Consider the following 17,964-nt stretch of genomic DNA (forward strand, 5'->3'; position numbering starts at 1 on the left):
TATGTTTAAAAAATTACTCTTTCTTATTCCGTTTTTAATATTCGCTTCAGAATGTAATGCTCAAAAGTTTAGAACAGCATTAGATTATATGAACTTCATTTCCAGACAACAAGTACTTATTGTAAAAAGTTCTTGGAGATATACACAAGCTATCGCTCATAGCAAAGATGATAGAACGATAGATAAAAAGCGTACCATTCTTATCCGATCTATTGATCGTGCTATCATGAAAATAACAAAAGCTCAAGGGTTTGAAGGAGAGACCGAGTATAAAGAAAAAGTACTTAGAAATCTTGAGATCAATAAAAGTTTACTTCTAGAAGACTATGCCGAAATTATTGATATGCAAGCCGTCGCAGAGCAATCCTATGATGCTATGGAAGCTTATATCCTCGCTCAAGAACTCGCAGATCAAAAAATGGCTGAAGCACAAAAGGAGTACGAGGAAAACTTTTATGCATACGCAAAAAAGCATGATATAACAGTTTTTGAAGGACAGTCTGAATTGGGAAAAAAGATGGAAATTAGCAATAAGGTATTTGATTATCATAATGACTTATATCTAATTTTCTTTAAAGTTCATTTTAACGAAAGTAACCTCTTAGATGCTATCAAAGAAAAAGATATCAGTGCGATACGCCAAAACATAAATGCACTCAAAATGGCTGTACAAGAAGGGTTAAAAGAAGTAGATAGTGTTCCCCTATATAAAAAAGATGATCGCATTGTTAAAGCTGTAAAAGAAGTTTTTCAAATTCATTTAAATGAAACAAATAATACAATTCCGCAGATTTTAGATTACCTAGTCTTGCAAGAAGACTTTGAAAAAATTCAAGCAGCTATTGAAAAAACTCCAGAAACAGATCGCACTAATGAACAAATAGACAATTACAATAACAAAGTTGATGTCTTAAATGAAAAAAGCGAACTCATTAATAAATTAATTGATAAACTTTTTAAAGAACGAAATAAAAAACTAGAACGACTTGATAGGGCTAATGCAAAGTTCTTAGATAAACACGTACCTAAGTATACGATATAAATGTTTTATATACGCTTTCGCGAAATTGAGCTAGCGAGACTTGTCCGCAGGCGGGTTCATGACCAAAGGAAGAGTAAAACGTTAAAGCGTACAAAGAAGTAAAATATACAGGGCTATTTGTATTTACCTAACAAATACGTTTCCTTAAACTTAGTAGGTGGTACGCCAGTATGAGATTTGAAAAACTTGGAAAAATGTGCAGATTCCTTATAGCCTAGTTCATATCCTATTTCATCTACATTCTTTGAAGAAGACATTAACAGACGTTTAGCCTCAAGAATAATTCTCTTATTAATTATTTGCAAAGGTGAATCGTCACTTGTTTTTTTAAATACATTAGAGAGTGTTTTCGGTGATTTATTGAGTAATTCAGCATATGCTGCAACTTTATGTTTTTCTCTAAAATGATTTTCTACTAAAATATGAAACTTCCTTACAAGATCAATTTGAGGTTTAGAGACACTAGCATTAATAACATTGGCTGTGATTAAACGTGTAGACATAATAAGTAACCGTTTAAGGAGAACCCGAAGCATCTCTCCTTGTATATGATCCTTATTTCTAAACTCTTCTTTAAATATATGAAACATAGATTCAAAGCTTACAACTTCTGATGGGGCCAATGAAATTATAGGAAGAAAAGAAGATCCATAAAATAAGAGTCCTTGGCAAGACACCTCATAATCGTGATCTCGTATACAATAAAACTCCCTATTAAAAACAACTGCTATAAGATCTGAATCTTTAGGAAGATCTAAAATATTTAAAGGCGTACAAAATATTACTTGATTTTTTTCGAGAAGAATTGAATAGGCATCAATAGTAATTGTTATTGCATGCTCTCCTTTATTCCACAAAACCTTATAATACCCTTTTTCTTTTAATAATTTCCTAGATGGGCTACACTTAAAATCGGCAAAAACAAAAGAGCTTTCTTCTCTTTTCCCTTGATACTGTAATCTCATATGTAAAGTAACAAAAAAAATATTTCTTACAAAAAAAGAAATATATATAATATATCAGGAAGTATATACAATAATAAATCACTTTGACAAGTACATTTCACTTATATCATACGACCTACTATAAAAGCAATAAAATATATTTTCATTTAATCATATTTAATAATTAAAACTTAACACTATGAAATTCGTAACAAAAACCATTCATGCTTATTTAGATTACCCAGTAGCACTATCATTAATTGCCTTACCATTTTTACTTGGTTTAGGAAGTTCTAACCCGCTAGCCTTAACGATCTCTGTAGCGACAGGAGTTGCTGCTTTTATCTTAACCCTCTTAACAGATCATAAAACAGGTGCATTTCGAGTTATCCCATATAAAGTTCACTTACTTGTAGATTTTATGGTGGCTGTAGTATTTATTTTAGCACCATTTATTCTTTCTTTTGAGGGCTTAGACGCATATTATTACTTGACAATTGGTGCTACAGTGCTTGTCGTTGTAGGATTACACAAACCAGAAACAACTGTAAATGAAGCTCCAGCAATGAGCTAAAAACATATCATAATAGAATTAAAAAAGGGTAAGCTGTGATATATAGCTTACCCTTTTTAATTTATATAGTATAGTTATTACAATTACAACATACCTTTTTCTAAAAAACAGCCTTTGCGATTGCTTGAATATTATCACTTTTACCCATAGAATAATAATGAAGAACTGGAACACCTGCTTCTTTTAATTCTTTACTTTGTTGGATACACCATTCTATTCCTACCTGACGAACGGCTGCTGCATCTTTAGACTTTACGACTTCCATCACAAGTGCATCAGGAACATCTACACTAAAACGTTGCGGAATCATATTGAGCTGTTTTCTTGTAGATAATGGTTTTAATCCTGGAATAATAGGCTTTGTAATGCCGGCTGCACGACACTTAGCTACAAAATCAAAATACTTTTGATTGTCAAAAAACATTTGCGTGACTACATAACAAGCGCCCGCTTCTAATTTTTTCTTTAAAAAATGAATATCACTTTCCAAACTAGGTGCTTCCAAATGTTTTTCAGGATAGCCAGCTACACCTACACAGAAATCCGTTTTAGAACTATTTAAAAGATCTTCATCCAGATACTTACCATCATTCAAATCCATGATTTGCTCTACCAAATCTTGCGCATACATATTTCCATTTTTATTAGGTTTGAAATAAGTTTCGCTTTTTACAGCATCGCCTCGTAATGCCATGACATTTTCTATCCCTAAAAAGTCCATATCAATCAAGAAGTTCTCAGTATCTTCTTTAGTAAACCCGCCACACAACACATGAGGTACAGCATCAACGCTATACTTGTTTTGTATAGCTGCACAAATACCCACAGTACCTGGGCGTTTACGAACTACTTTTTTCTCCAGTAATCCATCAGGGCGTTCTTTATAGATATATTCTTCTCTGTGATACGTCACATCAATAAATGGAGGTTTAAATTCCATTAACGGATCTATATTTGAAAAGATCGTGTCTATATTTTGCCCTTTAAGTGGAGGCAGTATTTCAAAAGAAAAAGCCGTTTTTTTCTTTTCTAATGCTTGGGCAATGTGGTCAATTACTTTAGTCATACTTCTTTCGTTAAACGCATTTTTAGTAGGATAAAAATTTCTTTATCTATTCGAGCGCAGTCGAGAACTCTATATTTTAAACCTCTCGACTGCGCTCGAGAAGACCGTATTATTTATCAATCTGCAATATTGGGTGCTAACCATTTTTCTGCTTTTGCAAAAGCGATCTCTTTCCTATTTGCAAAATCTCGCACCTGATCTTCTTTTATTTTACCTAATCCAAAATAACGTGCTTCTGGATGAGCAAAATAATACCCGCTTACACTAGCTGCTGGCCACATAGCCAAACTATCTGTAAGCGTTACACCAATACTATCTTTTACTTGTAATAACTCCCAAATTGTTTCTTTTTCTAAATGATCTGGACACGCAGGATATCCTGGTGCTGGACGGATACCTCTATATTTTTCTTTAATCAATTCTTCATTTTTTAATACCTCATCAGTAGCATATCCCCAATATGTTGTTCGTACTTCTTTATGAAGGTATTCGGCAAAAGCTTCTGCCAGACGATCTGCTAACGCTTTAATCATAATCGCATTATAATCATCAAGTGCTTCTTCAAATTCGGCTGCTTTTTGAGCAGTCCCAAAGCCTGTTGTTACACAAAAAGCACCCATATAATCTTGTAATCCGCTTTCTTTGGGAGCAATAAAATCGGCGAGGGCTATATTCGGTTTTCCAGATGCTTTTTTAGATTGTTGACGGAGGGTTCTGAACCTCTTAACTTGCCCTTCGACAAGCTCATGGTGACAATTAGTAGCGTCATCTTGTATAGAGTTCTCGACTGCGCTCGAACCGACAAGAATATCATCATGATTAATGGTGTTTGCTTCAAAGAGACCAAAAGTAGCTTTGGCAGTGAGCCATTTTTCTTTAAAAATCTGCTGAAGCATCTCTTGGGCATCTGCAAAAAGCTCAGTTGCTTGTTTCCCCACAACTTCGTCTGTCAAGATATTTGGGTATCTCCCATGTAAATCCCAACTTCTAAAAAACGGACTCCAATCGATATAGTCTTCTAATTTTTGAAGATCAAAGTCTTCTATAACCTGAATCCCTAATTCTTTTGGCTTCATGATATCTTCAGCCTTCCAATCGATGGTATACTTATTAGCTCTTGCTTCTTCAATAGATAGGTATTCTTTTATACGTTGGCGTGAGTTAAAGCTTTCGCGAAAGCGTATATATTCTTCTTTCAACTCACTTTTAAAAGCTGTTTTGGTGTCCTTTTGCAATAAATCACCTACTACAGTCACTGCACGGGATGCGTCATTTACATGCACCACAGCATTTTTATACTCTGGATCTATCTTTACAGCCGTATGCGCTTTACTGGTTGTTGCACCTCCTATCAAAATAGGAATTTCAATATCCTGTCGTTGCAATTCTTTTGCGAGATAGACCATCTCATCTAGCGATGGAGTAATCAAGCCACTCAACCCTATGATATCTACATTATTTTCAATAGCTGAAGCAATAATTTTTTCTGGTGGCACCATGACACCTAAGTCTATAATTTCATAATTATTACAGGCTAAGACCACCGAAACAATATTTTTCCCAATGTCATGCACATCGCCTTTTACGGTAGCCATCAGGACTTTTCCTGCATTTTGGCTTTCTCCCGCGGTTCCGTTTTTAAGTTTTTCTTCTTCAATAAATGGTAAAAGATAAGCCACTGCTTTTTTCATCACTCTGGCGCTTTTTACCACTTGAGGTAAAAACATTTTCCCACTTCCAAAAAGATCACCTACGACATTCATTCCTGTCATTAGATGCCCTTCAATAACATGTATAGGTGCAGTAACAGATAGGCGTGCTTCTTCTACATCTTCTACTATATATTTGTCAATTCCTTTAACGAGAGCTCTGGTAATTCTACTTTGGATATCTCCTTCGCGCCAAGCTTCGGTTTCTTTTTCCGTAACTACTTTTTGTCCAACTGTTTCAGCAAAATCCAGTAAGCGTTCGGTAGCATCATCTCGTCTGTTAAGAATTACATCTTCTACATGTTCTAATAAGTCTTTTGGAATATCATCATAGACTTCGAGTAACGATGGATTTACAATTCCCATATTCATACCTGCTTCAATAGCATGATATAAAAACACAGAATGCATGGCTTCACGTACAGTATTATTTCCGCGAAAGCTAAAAGACACATTACTCACTCCTCCACTCACACTACAATGCGGCAGATTATTTCGTACCCATCGCGTCCCTTCTATAAAATCAATAGCATTGCGTTTATGTTCATCCATTCCTGTAGCGACAGGAAATATGTTAAGATCAAAAATGATATCTTCTGGAGGAAAGTTTACTTCATTTACCAAAATATCATAGGATCGTTTTGCAATTTCTATACGTCTTTCATACGTATCTGCTTGTCCAACTTCATCAAATGCCATCACAATCACAGCAGCTCCGTATCTTTTAATACGTTTTGCTTGTTGCTTGAATTGTTCTTCTCCTTCTTTAAGACTAATAGAGTTTACTACGCATTTTCCTTGTACTACTTGTAATCCTGCCTCAATAATGTCCCATTTGGAACTATCTATCATAATAGGGACACGTGCAATATCTGGCTCGGCAATGACAAGGTTTAAAAAACGAACCATCGCTTCTTTCCCATCAATAAGCCCGTCGTCCATATTGATATCTATAATCTGCGCACCATTTTCTACTTGATCACGTGCCACTGCCAAGGCTTCATCAAATTTTTCTTCTTTGACGAGACGTAAAAACTTTCTAGACCCAGCGACATTAGTACGCTCGCCTACGTTTATAAAATTACTTTCTGGTGTAATAATTAAAGGTTCTAAACCAGAAAGTTTCAAATATCTTGGGGCTTCTTTTGTCATATCGTTACAGATCTTGGGGTTACTCCTTCTACGATATTGGCGATTGCTTTGATATGTGCTGGAGTAGTCCCACAGCATCCGCCTACAATATTTACTAAATTTTTATCTACATAATTCTTAATCTGATCAGCCATTTCTTCGGGAGTTTCATCATATTCTCCAAAGGCATTTGGCAATCCTGCATTGGGGTGTGCAGATATTCCTGCTTGTGTTCTAGAAGCAATAGCTTCTAAATGGGGTTGAAGTTGTTTTGCCCCTAATGCACAATTAAACCCTACAGAAAGCAATGGAATATGCTGAATAGAGATTAAGAATGCTTCGGCAGTTTGTCCTGACAACGTTCTTCCAGAAGCATCTGTAATGGTACCGCTGATCATGACAGGAATATCAGTATCACGCTCTTCTTTTACTTCTTCTATAGCAAATAGTGCTGCTTTTGCATTTAGAGTATCAAAGACGGTTTCTACGAGTAGTATGTCTACACCTCCATCTATAAGCGCTTCAACTTGTTGTTTATATGCAATACGTAATTCATCAAAAGAAATAGCGCGGAATCCTGGGTCATTTACATCTGGCGACATACTCGCAGTCTTATTCGTAGGACCAATACTGCCTGCTACAAAACGAGGTTTATAAGGTTCTTTTTGGGTAAAGGATTGTGCAACTTCTTTGGCAATTTTCGCGGAAGCGTAATTTAATTCATACACGACATCTTCTAGCTCATAATCTGCCATCGCAATAGTGGTCCCTGAAAATGTATTGGTTTCAACAATATCTGCTCCAGCTTCAAAGTATTTACGATGCACCTCTGCAATCGCATCAGGTTGTGTAATACTTAATAGATCATTATTCCCTTTAAGCGGAATATGAAAATCTTTGAATCGCTCTCCTCTAAAATCTTCTTCAGAAAATTGATAGGCTTGCAACATGGTTCCCATAGCTCCATCTAGCACAAGGATACGTTCTTTAAGAGCATTATATATTGTATTCATTCTTTTCTAGTCTTACAAACAAAACATTGAAAAGGGGTAGACGTGACATCTTTGTCAACTTACATCTACTATTTTTATATCAAGAATGAGTATAGGTTTATAAACCTATGTTTGGGTTATCTATTCCTACTAACGAGGATAGAATGTAGCACCTTCTTTCAAGAGAAAGGGTTGCTAAGGTTTCACAGGGTCTATTCCCTCCACCTTTCTTGATAACTTTTCAAAATGTACTGAACTTTTATTACTGCAAATATTGCGATTCAAAATTGAAATATCCAAGCTTTATTAGATAAATTTTCTATAAAAATTAAATCACACACATAATTCTGAAAAATTTTCCTTTAATTATTGATATCGCAGAAAAAAGAAAAGTGTTTGCTACTTTAGTCCTAAAATTAAATTGATAATGCCTTTACTCTAAAACAAAAATTGCATTGCTTCAAAATATTGATTTGCAATTTTCTGAGCTCCTGATTCATTATAATGCACATCATCTGCATAATCTTCATCGGTTAAAATGGTTGTCATGTCTACAGTAATAACACTTGAATCTGGTGTAGATCTAAGGATTGCTAATTCAGCTATTGCATTATTCAATCTAATATAATCTTCTTGTCCCATTATATTATTTTCCTGATAATCTGTAGTTCCTGGCGCTATTTGCTCAATAAAAATTGTTATGGATTCATTAGCCTCCTGTAGCCTACTTATCATAAGATTAAGGTATCTCACAGAGACATCGACTGGAACATCTTGTATTAAATCATTTCCTCCTAAACCAATCAGTGCTACATTACCAATCATTTCTGGAGTATTAGTGAGTAATGTATCTATTCTAGCAAAGGTTTGACCAACTACATCTCCTCCTTTTCCTTCATGGTTTATATCAAAAGGTATTTCTTGAAAATCCGGATAGATTCTTTCATCAATTCTACTTCCGAGAAAGTCTATTTCTTTATTATTCTCTTTTAACATCTTCCACAGTTCATATCTGTAACTTACAAAATCTGTTTGATGACCTTCTACTCTGGAATCTCCTATTGCTAGAATTTCAAATGATTGTAAGGTCATTACAGAGTCATCTTCTTCTTCACAGCTTACTAGACCCAGAATACTAAGGGACAACAGATAAATAGGGAATTTTAATTTTCTTTTTAATACTACATTCATTGCACAAAAATTCATACTAACATAGTCAGTACTGTTACTACTTCATACTTACTTCAATAGAAATAAGTACTATTAATAAATTATCTAATGTGAATAAAGAGTGTCTTATCAGTTAAAAAATATGACACTTATAGTACATGTGTGATTATAGTGAAGTTAGAGAAATAAATCTATCCTTCTTTCAATATATTCAACTAAGTAATCATTATCGCACCACAGATAATAGTATGTGCAAATATTATACTTGCGATTGAAATACCCAAATAATTTTGCAGTAATTTTCTGATAAGACTGATACTTATAAATTGTAGATTCCTGAAGAAAGGTATCTATCGCCTCGATCACAAATAATGGCCACAATCACTCCTTTATCTATTTGTGCGGCAACCTTCAAAGCAACTGCCACTGAACCTCCACTACTCATTCCTGCAAATATTCCTTCTTCTCTAGCGAGTCGTTGAGTCATTGCTGTAGCTTCTTTCTGGCTTACCTCTATAACTTGATCTACTTTACTTCGATCAAAAATACTAGGCACATATTCTGGCGACCATTTTCTGATGCCTGGGATTCTAGAACCATCTGTTGGCTGGCCTCCTACAATCGTAATATCAGGGTTTTTCTCTTTTAAATACGTAGATGTTCCCATAATCGTTCCTGTGGTTCCCATAGCTGAAACAAAATGTGTTATTTTGCCTTGTGTAGCGTTCCAAACCTCAGGTCCAGTCGTTGCATAATGTGCTTTCCAGTTATCATCATTTCCAAATTGATTGAGCATATAATACCCTTTTTCATCTCGATATTGATTTGCGATATCTCTTGAACCTTCTATCCCTCTGTCACCTCCTGTAAGCACGATCTCTGCTCCATAGGCAGCCATCGTTTGTACACGCTCCCCTGTTGCCGTTTCTGGCATAACAAGTGTAATTTTCAAATCCAATACAGAAGCTACCATAGCAAGTGCAATTCCAGTATTTCCACTGGTGGCTTCAACAAGATGATCTCCTTTTTTGATATCACCTCGTTCTAATGCTTTAGAGATCATATTAAAAGCAGCTCTATCTTTTACACTCCCTCCAGGGTTGTTGCCTTCTAGTTTTAAAAAAAGTTGTACCCCTTCTTTTTGTATTAATCGTTGTGGTGCTACTAATGGTGTATTTCCTATTTGTCCTGTTATGGGATTAACTTGCATAACTGTTTCTAATTTTTGTTTTAATTGAGCTTTGATGACTCACGATGGTATTAGCTGGAATAGATTCTGTGATCCATACATTGGCACCAATAATACTATTTTCACCTATCACGATATCACCTCCTAAGATTGTTGCATTTGCATAAATAGTCACGTGATCTTCAATGGTAGGATGTCTTTTGGTGTTTGCAAGTTCTTTGCTCACTTGCACTCCTCCAAGGGTAACCCCCTGATAAATGGATACATTATTCTTGATTACTGATGTCTGCCCAATGACAATTCCTGTTGCATGATCTATAAAAAAGGATTCTCCTATTTGAGCCCCTGGATGAATATCTGTACCTGTAACACCATGCGCATATTCACTCATCATACGAGGTAAGATTTGAACTCCCATATTTAATAACACATGGCTCATTCTATAAATAGCAATCGCATAAAACCCTGGGTATGCTAAGTATACTTCTTTTACACTCGTAGCTGCTGGGTCTTTATCAAAAGCTGCTTGAGCGTCTAATGCTAATTTTTTATGAATTTCAGGAAATTGTTTTATAAATAGTTCCCAGATATTTTCTACATCGGTATGATCTAATTGTTCAAGAATATCAACAAACTGTTTTTTAATCTTTTGTGATTGTTCACTTGCTACATTTGTAATTTCATAAAGACTATAAAACAATTCTTTTGTAAATGCTTCTACTTTGCATTTAAGTCTGAGTGGCCAGTTATGTATTGAATCCATGTGAATATCTTATATTAAACTTCTTGCGCTAGTGTTAGTTTTAATCCGTTGAGATGTTCTGTAATAGGAATCTGGCAACTTAATCTACTATTCTCTTGCACATGAAATGCTTCTGCAAGCATGGCATCTTCATCATATTCCATTTCATTAAGTTGATGTTCAGATGTGATATAACATTGGCAGGAAGCACACATCGCCATACCACCACAAACACCAATGGTACCTTCTGGAGCTAGTTCATAAGAACGAACTACTTCCATAAGGTTCATGGCCATATCTGTAGGAGCTATGACTTCATGCTGCACGCCTTCTCTATCTGTGATATATAGGTTTACATCTTGCATATTTCGATCATCTTAGACGATTGCTTTTACAATTGCTTTCGGTGCTTGTTTCTTTGTTCCATCAAATCCTTCTACACCGCCCACTGTCGTGTACTTCATCACATATTTTTTATCTGGAAAAATACGTTTATATGCACTTTGACACATTAAAGTTGCTTCGTGAAAACCACAAAGAATCAGCTTTAATTTACCTGGGTAGGTATTTACATCTCCAATGGCATAAATACCAGGAATATTGGTTTGATAATCTAATGTATTATCAACTTTAATAGCATTTTTTTCTATCTCTAATCCCCAGTCTCCAATAGGACCTAATTTTGGCGAAAGCCCAAATAATGGAATAAAATGATCTGTATCTACAATAAAGGGATCTTCTCCTTTCTTTTCAATAGCAACTCCCGTTACATGTGTATCTCCAAGAATCCCTTTCACCTCGGCTGGGGTAATCAAATTGATCTTCCCTAGATTTTTCAATTCTTGTACTTTATCTACAGAGTCTAAAGCACCTCTAAACTCATTACGTCTATGTACTAAGGTTACTTCGCTTGCGATATCTGCCAAAAAGATACTCCAGTCTAATGCTGAGTCACCACCTCCAGCAATCACAACGCGTTTATCACGATATACTTCTGGGTCTTTAATAATATATTCAACGCCATTATCTTCAAATTTAGAAAGCTCTTCTAATTGTGGTTTACGAGGTTCAAAACTTCCCAATCCTCCTGCAATAGCAACCACAGGTGCATGATGTTTTGTTCCCTTATTTGTTGTCACGATAAAAGAACCATCTTCTAATTTTGTAATGGTTTCTGCACGTTCTCCTAAAGTGAATGTTGGCTCAAACGGCTCAATTTGTTTCATCAGATTATCTACTAAATCACCTGCTAATACATCTGGAAATCCAGGAATATCATAGATAGGTTTTTTAGGATAAATCTCTGCACATTGCCCGCCCGGAATAGGAAGCGCATCAATAAGATGACATTTTAGTTTTAACAAACCTGCTTCAAACACTGTAAATAGTCCAGTAGGACCGGCTCCAATTATTAATATATCTGTTGTAATCATTTCTTTTAAGCTTCTTTTTTTTCTACTAATCCTTTGGTAAACTCATTTAAGGTTTCGACTTTTTCTTCAAAGTCCCCTTTAATAGTTTTCCTATATTCATTTAAATTTTGAACCAGATCATCTACTTTATCTGGTATTACTTCTTCAAAAAACTGACGTAATCGTTTGGCTGTTGTCGGCGATTGACCATTGGTAGAAATCGCTACTTTCACATGACCTTTGGTTACAATGCCTCCCATATAAAAATCACAATACGGAGGGTTATCTGCTACATTTACGAGTTTATCTCGTTTTCTGCAGTGATTGTATACTTTGATATTTACTTTGGGTTTGTCTGTTGTGGCAATCACAATATGCTTCCCTTTCAATAATTTTTTATGGTATTTCCCATTAAGCATAGTTACCTGATGTTCTTCAGCAAGTTTAATCGTTTCTTCACGGTACATTGGAGAAATCATGGTCACTTTTGCATCTGGACTTGACTTTAATAGGAAGCGTAATTTCTCTTCGGCTACATTTCCTCCTCCTACAATCAAGACGTGTAAGTTTCTAACTTTTAGAAAAACGGGATATAGTGTATTACGTTGTTCTCCTATCGGAGTTGTTTGTGAACTATGCATACCGTAATTGCTTTTCTGTGTATTCATTTTCTTGAATAGCAGCGATTCTTTCAGACAGTACACTTCTATTTTCAACTACTTTTCCAATCACGATAATAGCAGGAGATGTGAGCTTTTTTTCTGCTACTACTTTTTCGATAGTTTCGATGGTACCAAAGCCTGTTTTCTCATCCTCTCGTGTTCCGTTTTGGATGATGGCTACGGGTATTTTTTCTTTACCCGCTTTCGCGAAAGCGGACACAATATCACCCAATTTACTCATCCCCATCAGGATGGCAACCGTTGCATTGGATTGTGCTGCTAGTGCTACATCTGTTGACATTTTATGAGATTTTGTCGTTCCAGTAATCACCCAAAAACTCTCTGCACTTCCGCGTTTCGTCAATGGAATTCCCTGATATGCAGGCACCGCTAATGCCGAAGAAATACCAGGCACCATCGCTGTTTCAATGGCATGTTCACGTACAATATCTAACTCCTCAGCGCCTCGTCCAAAGATAAAGGGATCACCACCTTTTAAACGTACTACATGACCATGGCTAAAAGCACGACTTATAATCAAATCATTGATTTGCTCCTGCTGATAGGCATAACACCCTTTACGTTTGCCTACAAAAATCTTTTCGGCATTGGGAGCGTAATTTAGTAATACTGGATTTACCAATGCATCATAAAGAACCACATCTGCAGAAGCCAATGTTTTAATAGCCTTGAGCGTAATTAAATCAGGATCACCTGGACCTGCACCCACTACAGTTAATTTTGCTTTTTTCATACTCCTTATGATACCAGTTCTGCTACTCGGTATGCTCTTGTTTTTTGCAGAAATTGTGCTGCGTTTTTAATATAACTGGTTGCAAACTCCTCGCTTGGAGCATATTCTTGAATTTGATATATCAAATCACTAAAGGAAGTTCCTAATACTATTTTTTCAGTATCTACGTACAACTCATCAAACTGTCTCACAATACTTGCCTGTGTATTAGTGCGTTGTCTATCTGAAATTAAGATTGCTTTGGCTGCATTAATCAGCGAACTATAGGCATAATAGATAGCATTAGAATACACTTTATTTTGTAATGCCTGCTCTGCATTTTCGATCTTTTCTTCACATTCTAAAAATAATGTTTCAATCAGATCAATTACGACACCCGCACATTCTCCAACACCAATTGCTTTTACATATTTTTCTTCTTCTCCCCAATCGATAAAGTCTTCTTGCGTAAGATTATCTACATTAGAAAGATCGGTTAAGAGTTCGTAGAAATACTTTTCACCTTGTAGTGCATAATATTCTTGAAACGTAGCGCCATTGGCATTTGTTTCAAAATCATTGAGAATTCTACGTAAGGCTTCAGGGCCTCTTCTACTGGGTACTTTCACTACTTTATCAGCAAATACCCCTTGACCGTTTCCATTATTACCTCCACCTAATAATACTTGAAGCGCAGGTGCTGTCAATTTATCTTTTGTACGCACAGACATTCCTTGAAAACCAATATTTGCCATATTGTGTTGTCCGCAAGCATTCATACATCCACTTATCTTAATCACTAAATCTTGATCTTCTAGATACTGTGGATACTCTGTTTTAAGAACACGTTCTAATTCTTCGGCAATTCCGGTACTACTTGCAATCCCTAAGTTGCATGTATCAGTACCGGGACATGCCGTAATATCTACTGCTTTATTATAGCCAACTTCTGTAAATCCAAGTTTCTTCAATTCTTGATAAAAGAACGGAAGAAGTGCTTCTTTCACATATGGAATCACAATGTTTTGACGCAATGTTAATCGCACTTCACTTGCAGCATATTGATCTACTAAATCGGCTAATAAGCGTGCTTTATCTGTATAAAAATCTCCTAAGAGTACTTTAACTCCTATAGCAACATATCCTTCTTGCTTCTGAGCGATGATATTTGTATTCTTCCAACGTTCAAATGCCTTTTGGTCTTCTATTTGCACTTCTGGAATCGTATTGATTTCTACAGGAACGGTAGGAGGATACGAAGTCACATCAATAGGCACTGTATGTTCTGAAAGTGCTTTTTGTTCTGCTTCTATTAATTCTTTAAATGCTTCTAACCCTATATCTTTTACTAGAAATTTTAAACGTGCTTTGGCTCTACTTCTGCGTTCTCCATGACGATCAAATACGCGTATTACACTCTCCATCAAAGGGATAATCTTATCTGATGACAAGAACTCATAAAACACATCAGCATGTCTAGGCTGAGATCCTAACCCTCCAGCGAGCATAATTTTAAACCCTCGCACACCGTCTTTTATTTTGGCGATAAAACCAAGATCATGCATATAAGAAAGCCCTGTATCTTTATCTGACGAAGAAAAAGATACTTTGAACTTACGTCCTAACTCTTGACCGATTGGGTTTCTTAGGAAGAACTTAAAAATAGCATCTGCATACGGAGATACATTAAAAGGTTCTTCAGGATCAATCCCAGCAAGTTCAGAAGCGGTGACATTACGCACTGCATTTCCGCAAGCTTCTCTTAATGTAATATCATCTTTTTCTAACTGTGCCCATAACTCTGGTGTACGATCAAGATCTACATAATGTATTTGAATATCTTGACGTGTAGTAATATGCAAACGTCCTCTAGAGTATTCATCAGACACTTCACTAATTCTATGCAATTGTGCACTAGACACTTTTCCATAGGGAAGCTTAATACGTATCATTTGTACGCCTGGCTGACGTTGTCCATATACACCTCTCGCTAGACGAAGACTTCTAAAACGCTCTTCGTCTATTTTTCCTTTATGAAAAAGTTCAATCTTATCGGCAAGCTCGATAATATCTTTTTCTACTAAAGGGTTTTCTATTTCTGTTCTAAAACTTTGCATTCTTTTTCTTTTTTATAGCGCTTTCTTTCCCGAAAGACTGTTGCTTCTCATAGCATTGTGAAGCTTTTCTTATTATTTTATTGTACAAAGCCTACACCTGCTGTAGTATTTGTATGTGCATCTATTAATATAAAGGAGCCAGAAATTCTATTTTCCGTATAAGAATCGTATGCAAGAGGTCTACTCATCAAAATATTTACTTTCCCCACTTCATTTAGTTTTAAGGAATTTGCAGTCGTATCTTCACCAGAAAAGTCTGTATGTATCACGCCTGACACCTCTTTTATCTTCGCTAAAATTCTATTACTTCCGCTTTGTAAAAAATATTGTGTTCCCGCTTGTAACTCTTTGGTATCCATCCAACATACTTTTGCTTCTAATTGCTTACCTATATTGGGTCTTTCAGCGTTCTTGACAATCATATCGCCTCTACTGATATTCAAATCATCTTCTAATGTGATTGTGCACGAACTTCCTCTGCCAGCTTTATCAAATTTTTGATCAAAAAAGTAAATCTCCTTAATACGAGATGTTGTTAGTGAAGGAAGTATTGTCACCTCATCTCCAACTTCAAGGTCATCTCCATAAATCTTACCTGCATATCCTCTAAAATCATGGAAATCGGTTTGTTTAGGACGTATCACCATTTGTACTGGAAAACGCATTTGTGATTGCTCATATACATCTTGTGCTTCTAAGCTTTCTAAATGATCCAGTATTGTATTTCCTTGATACCAAGGCATATTTTCAGAAGATGTCACTACATTATCTCCTAATAATGCGCTTACTGGAATAAAGGTGATGTTCTGTTCTTTATACTCACTTTGATCAATCATTTTTTGAAAATCTGCTTTGATCTCTTCATAGACAGATTCTGAAAAATCTACCAAATCCATTTTATTCACTGCTACAATAATGTCTTTGACACGCAACAGATTATTAATAAAAAAGTGTCTATGCGTTTGTTCTATAACTCCTTTACGAGCATCTACTAGAATAATAGATGCTTGAGACGTAGAAGCTCCCGTTACCATATTACGTGTATATTCTATATGACCTGGGGTATCTGCAACGATATAACTTTTTGTCTTTGACGAAAAGTAAATATGCGCAACATCAATGGTGATGCCTTGCTCTCGCTCTGCTATAAGACCGTCTGTTGCCAATGAGAAGTCTAGATAATCAAATCCATTTGCTTTACTCTTTGCTTCGATTGCCTCTAATTTATCTGTAGTTAAGGATTGTGTATCATAAAGAATACGACCGATGAGTGTACTTTTCCCGTCATCTACACTTCCTGCTGTTGCTATTTTTAATACTTCCATGGCTTGCCACTTAATCTCCCAAAAGGAAAAATTTTCACTCCTGTGGTTTAGAGCTGTTTTTAATTAGTACTTTTTTATTCTTTATACGCTTTCGTACTTTAATTTTCTTGCTGTAAATTCCGCTTTCGCGAAAGCATATACAATAATCATCTTATATTCCCTTCTGGGGTTAAGGATTTAGAAATATCCTTGTTGTTTTCGTTTTTCCATCGCAGCTTCAGATCGTTTATCGTCAATTCGCGCACCTCTTTCTGAAATTGTAGAAGCTCGTATTTCTTCTACTACTTTTTCTAAGGTCACAGCATCTGAGAGTACGGCTGCGGTACATGACATATCTCCTACAGTTCTAAAACGTACCAGACGATCTTCAACAACCTCATCCTCTTCTCTATATACGGCCTCATCTGCAGACCAGATCATTCCATCTCTAACAAATGTCTTACGGATATGCGCAAAATAGATGGAAGGAATTTCTATCTTCTCTTTATTGATATAGCTCCATACATCTAGTTCTGTCCAATTACTTATAGGAAAAACACGTACATTTTGGCCTAAACTTATCTTCCCATTAAGGTGATCAAAAAGCTCTGGACGTTGATTTTTCTCGTCCCATTGCCCAAAATCATCACGGACAGAAAAAATACGTTCTTTCGCTCTTGCTTTTTCTTCATCTCTACGAGCACCTCCAATAGCAGCATCAAACTTAAACTCATCTAAAGCATCTAATAAGGTTGTAGTCTGAAGACTATTACGGCTGGCATATTTTCCTTTCTCCTCTACTACTTTTCCTTGATCTATTGAATCTTGCACATAGCGTACAATTAATTCTACGCCTAACTCTTCTACAAGTTTATCTCTAAAAGCAATCGTTTCCGGAAAGTTATGTCCCGTATCTATGTGCAATAATGGAAACGGGATTTTAGCTGGGTAAAATGCTTTTTGAGCAAGTCTTACCAATGTAATAGAGTCCTTTCCTCCAGAAAAAAGAAGCACCGGTTTTTCAAACTGAGCAACGACTTCTCTGAATATATAAATAGCCTCACTTTCTAACGGATTTATAGTTAGCGCTGCTGTGTTATTATGTGTTTCTATAGTTTCCAAGGGGTCTATTGTCTTTCTATCTTTTGTTACTAATTCCATGTGAATGTTTTAAAAC

Annotated in this window: 16 protein-coding genes and 1 riboswitch; of the genes, 2 read left to right on the forward strand and 14 right to left on the reverse strand. The window is 35.9% G+C overall.

Annotated features, from left to right (window positions below; translation table 11 throughout):
- Nucleotide 1: 1 nt before the first annotated feature.
- On the forward strand, nucleotides 2-1,042 hold the full coding sequence (locus tag Q1A60_RS13135) for a hypothetical protein (RefSeq protein WP_299767355.1): 1,041 nt from the start codon (nucleotides 2-4) through the stop codon (nucleotides 1,040-1,042).
- A 113-nt stretch (nucleotides 1,043-1,155) separates the two neighbouring features.
- Here the strand turns inward: Q1A60_RS13135 and Q1A60_RS13140 are convergent, their stop codons facing one another.
- The gene (locus Q1A60_RS13140) at nucleotides 1,156-2,007 is read right to left on the reverse strand and encodes an AraC family transcriptional regulator (protein ID WP_299767354.1); all 852 of its coding nucleotides are present in this window, start codon (nucleotides 2,005-2,007) and stop codon (nucleotides 1,156-1,158) included.
- Nucleotides 2,008-2,185: 178 nt separating this feature from the next.
- Between Q1A60_RS13140 and Q1A60_RS13145 the strand changes: the two genes are divergently transcribed.
- Nucleotides 2,186-2,560 (forward strand): hypothetical protein, encoded by a 375-nt coding sequence (locus Q1A60_RS13145; protein WP_299767353.1) that lies wholly within the window; start codon nucleotides 2,186-2,188, stop codon nucleotides 2,558-2,560.
- A gap of 100 nt (nucleotides 2,561-2,660) precedes the next feature.
- Here Q1A60_RS13145 and metF read toward each other — a convergent pair whose 3' ends face one another.
- From metF to cysD, 13 genes are all read right to left on the reverse strand, one after another.
- Complete coding sequence (metF, locus tag Q1A60_RS13150; protein ID WP_299767352.1) at nucleotides 2,661-3,626, reverse strand: methylenetetrahydrofolate reductase [NAD(P)H]; 966 nt, start codon at nucleotides 3,624-3,626, stop codon at nucleotides 2,661-2,663.
- 116 nt (nucleotides 3,627-3,742) lie between these two features.
- Nucleotides 3,743-6,487 carry a methionine synthase gene (gene metH / locus Q1A60_RS13155; protein WP_299767351.1) on the reverse strand — a complete coding sequence of 915 codons (2,745 nt, stop codon included), beginning with the start codon at nucleotides 6,485-6,487 and terminating at the stop codon, nucleotides 3,743-3,745.
- Nucleotides 6,484-7,479 (reverse strand): homocysteine S-methyltransferase family protein, encoded by a 996-nt coding sequence (locus Q1A60_RS13160; RefSeq protein ID WP_299767350.1) that lies wholly within the window; start codon nucleotides 7,477-7,479, stop codon nucleotides 6,484-6,486. Before Q1A60_RS13160 ends, metH begins: the two co-directional genes overlap by 4 nt.
- Before the next feature lie 113 nt (nucleotides 7,480-7,592).
- A riboswitch (SAM riboswitch) is annotated at nucleotides 7,593-7,698 on the reverse strand.
- Nucleotides 7,699-7,896: 198 nt separating this feature from the next.
- Nucleotides 7,897-8,649, reverse strand: coding sequence for a GDSL-type esterase/lipase family protein (locus Q1A60_RS13165; protein ID WP_299767349.1), 753 nt, complete (start codon nucleotides 8,647-8,649; stop codon nucleotides 7,897-7,899).
- Nucleotides 8,650-8,947: 298 nt separating this feature from the next.
- Nucleotides 8,948-9,838 (reverse strand): cysteine synthase CysM, encoded by an 891-nt coding sequence (gene cysM, locus Q1A60_RS13170; protein WP_299767348.1) that lies wholly within the window; start codon nucleotides 9,836-9,838, stop codon nucleotides 8,948-8,950.
- Nucleotides 9,828-10,580, reverse strand: a complete 753-nt coding sequence (gene epsC, locus Q1A60_RS13175) for a serine O-acetyltransferase EpsC (RefSeq protein ID WP_299767347.1) — start codon at nucleotides 10,578-10,580, stop codon at nucleotides 9,828-9,830. Before epsC ends, cysM begins: the two co-directional genes overlap by 11 nt.
- A 14-nt stretch (nucleotides 10,581-10,594) precedes the next feature.
- The gene (locus tag Q1A60_RS13180) at nucleotides 10,595-10,924 is read right to left on the reverse strand and encodes a 2Fe-2S iron-sulfur cluster-binding protein (RefSeq protein ID WP_299767346.1); all 330 of its coding nucleotides are present in this window, start codon (nucleotides 10,922-10,924) and stop codon (nucleotides 10,595-10,597) included.
- A gap of 12 nt (nucleotides 10,925-10,936) precedes the next feature.
- A complete protein-coding gene (locus Q1A60_RS13185; RefSeq protein WP_299767345.1) occupies nucleotides 10,937-11,992 on the reverse strand; it encodes an NAD(P)/FAD-dependent oxidoreductase in 1,056 nt (351 codons plus the stop codon).
- 5 nt (nucleotides 11,993-11,997) lie between these two features.
- Nucleotides 11,998-12,612, reverse strand: a complete 615-nt coding sequence (locus Q1A60_RS13190) for a bifunctional precorrin-2 dehydrogenase/sirohydrochlorin ferrochelatase (protein WP_299767344.1) — start codon at nucleotides 12,610-12,612, stop codon at nucleotides 11,998-12,000.
- The gene (gene cobA, locus Q1A60_RS13195) at nucleotides 12,605-13,387 is read right to left on the reverse strand and encodes a uroporphyrinogen-III C-methyltransferase (RefSeq protein ID WP_299767343.1); all 783 of its coding nucleotides are present in this window, start codon (nucleotides 13,385-13,387) and stop codon (nucleotides 12,605-12,607) included. Before cobA ends, Q1A60_RS13190 begins: the two co-directional genes overlap by 8 nt.
- A gap of 5 nt (nucleotides 13,388-13,392) precedes the next feature.
- Nucleotides 13,393-15,483 carry a HEPN domain-containing protein gene (locus tag Q1A60_RS13200; protein ID WP_299767342.1) on the reverse strand — a complete coding sequence of 697 codons (2,091 nt, stop codon included), beginning with the start codon at nucleotides 15,481-15,483 and terminating at the stop codon, nucleotides 13,393-13,395.
- A gap of 77 nt (nucleotides 15,484-15,560) precedes the next feature.
- Nucleotides 15,561-16,808, reverse strand: a complete 1,248-nt coding sequence (locus Q1A60_RS13205; RefSeq protein WP_299767341.1) for a GTP-binding protein — start codon at nucleotides 16,806-16,808, stop codon at nucleotides 15,561-15,563.
- Between the two features lie 177 nt (nucleotides 16,809-16,985).
- The gene (cysD, locus tag Q1A60_RS13210) at nucleotides 16,986-17,948 is read right to left on the reverse strand and encodes a sulfate adenylyltransferase subunit CysD (protein ID WP_299767340.1); all 963 of its coding nucleotides are present in this window, start codon (nucleotides 17,946-17,948) and stop codon (nucleotides 16,986-16,988) included.
- Nucleotides 17,949-17,964: the final 16 nt, after the last annotated feature.

It is taken from the genome of uncultured Dokdonia sp. (assembly GCF_947492535.1).
Classification (GTDB): domain Bacteria; phylum Bacteroidota; class Bacteroidia; order Flavobacteriales; family Flavobacteriaceae; genus Dokdonia.

Bases quoted from the DNA above. Each gene is read 5' to 3' on its own strand.
- Q1A60_RS13165 (WP_299767349.1), bottom strand. From the start codon at position 8,649: ATGAATGTAGTATTAAAAAGAAAATTAAAATTCCCTATTTATCTGTTG.
- cysM (WP_299767348.1), bottom strand. From the start codon at position 9,838: ATGCAAGTTAATCCCATAACAGGACAAATAGGAAATACACCATTAGTA.
- cysD (WP_299767340.1), bottom strand. From the start codon at position 17,948: ATGGAATTAGTAACAAAAGATAGAAAGACAATAGACCCCTTGGAAACT.
- Q1A60_RS13190 (WP_299767344.1), bottom strand. From the start codon at position 12,612: ATGCATAGTTCACAAACAACTCCGATAGGAGAACAACGTAATACACTA.
- Q1A60_RS13140 (WP_299767354.1), bottom strand. From the start codon at position 2,007: ATGAGATTACAGTATCAAGGGAAAAGAGAAGAAAGCTCTTTTGTTTTT.
- Q1A60_RS13145 (WP_299767353.1), top strand. From the start codon at position 2,186: ATGAAATTCGTAACAAAAACCATTCATGCTTATTTAGATTACCCAGTA.
- metF (WP_299767352.1), bottom strand. From the start codon at position 3,626: ATGACTAAAGTAATTGACCACATTGCCCAAGCATTAGAAAAGAAAAAA.
- cobA (WP_299767343.1), bottom strand. From the start codon at position 13,387: ATGAAAAAAGCAAAATTAACTGTAGTGGGTGCAGGTCCAGGTGATCCT.
- Q1A60_RS13160 (WP_299767350.1), bottom strand. From the start codon at position 7,479: ATGAATACAATATATAATGCTCTTAAAGAACGTATCCTTGTGCTAGAT.
- epsC (WP_299767347.1), bottom strand. From the start codon at position 10,580: ATGGATTCAATACATAACTGGCCACTCAGACTTAAATGCAAAGTAGAA.
- Q1A60_RS13135 (WP_299767355.1), top strand. From the start codon at position 2: ATGTTTAAAAAATTACTCTTTCTTATTCCGTTTTTAATATTCGCTTCA.
- Q1A60_RS13200 (WP_299767342.1), bottom strand. From the start codon at position 15,483: ATGCAAAGTTTTAGAACAGAAATAGAAAACCCTTTAGTAGAAAAAGAT.
- Q1A60_RS13180 (WP_299767346.1), bottom strand. From the start codon at position 10,924: ATGCAAGATGTAAACCTATATATCACAGATAGAGAAGGCGTGCAGCAT.
- metH (WP_299767351.1), bottom strand. From the start codon at position 6,487: ATGACAAAAGAAGCCCCAAGATATTTGAAACTTTCTGGTTTAGAACCT.
- Q1A60_RS13185 (WP_299767345.1), bottom strand. From the start codon at position 11,992: ATGATTACAACAGATATATTAATAATTGGAGCCGGTCCTACTGGACTA.
- Q1A60_RS13205 (WP_299767341.1), bottom strand. From the start codon at position 16,808: ATGGAAGTATTAAAAATAGCAACAGCAGGAAGTGTAGATGACGGGAAA.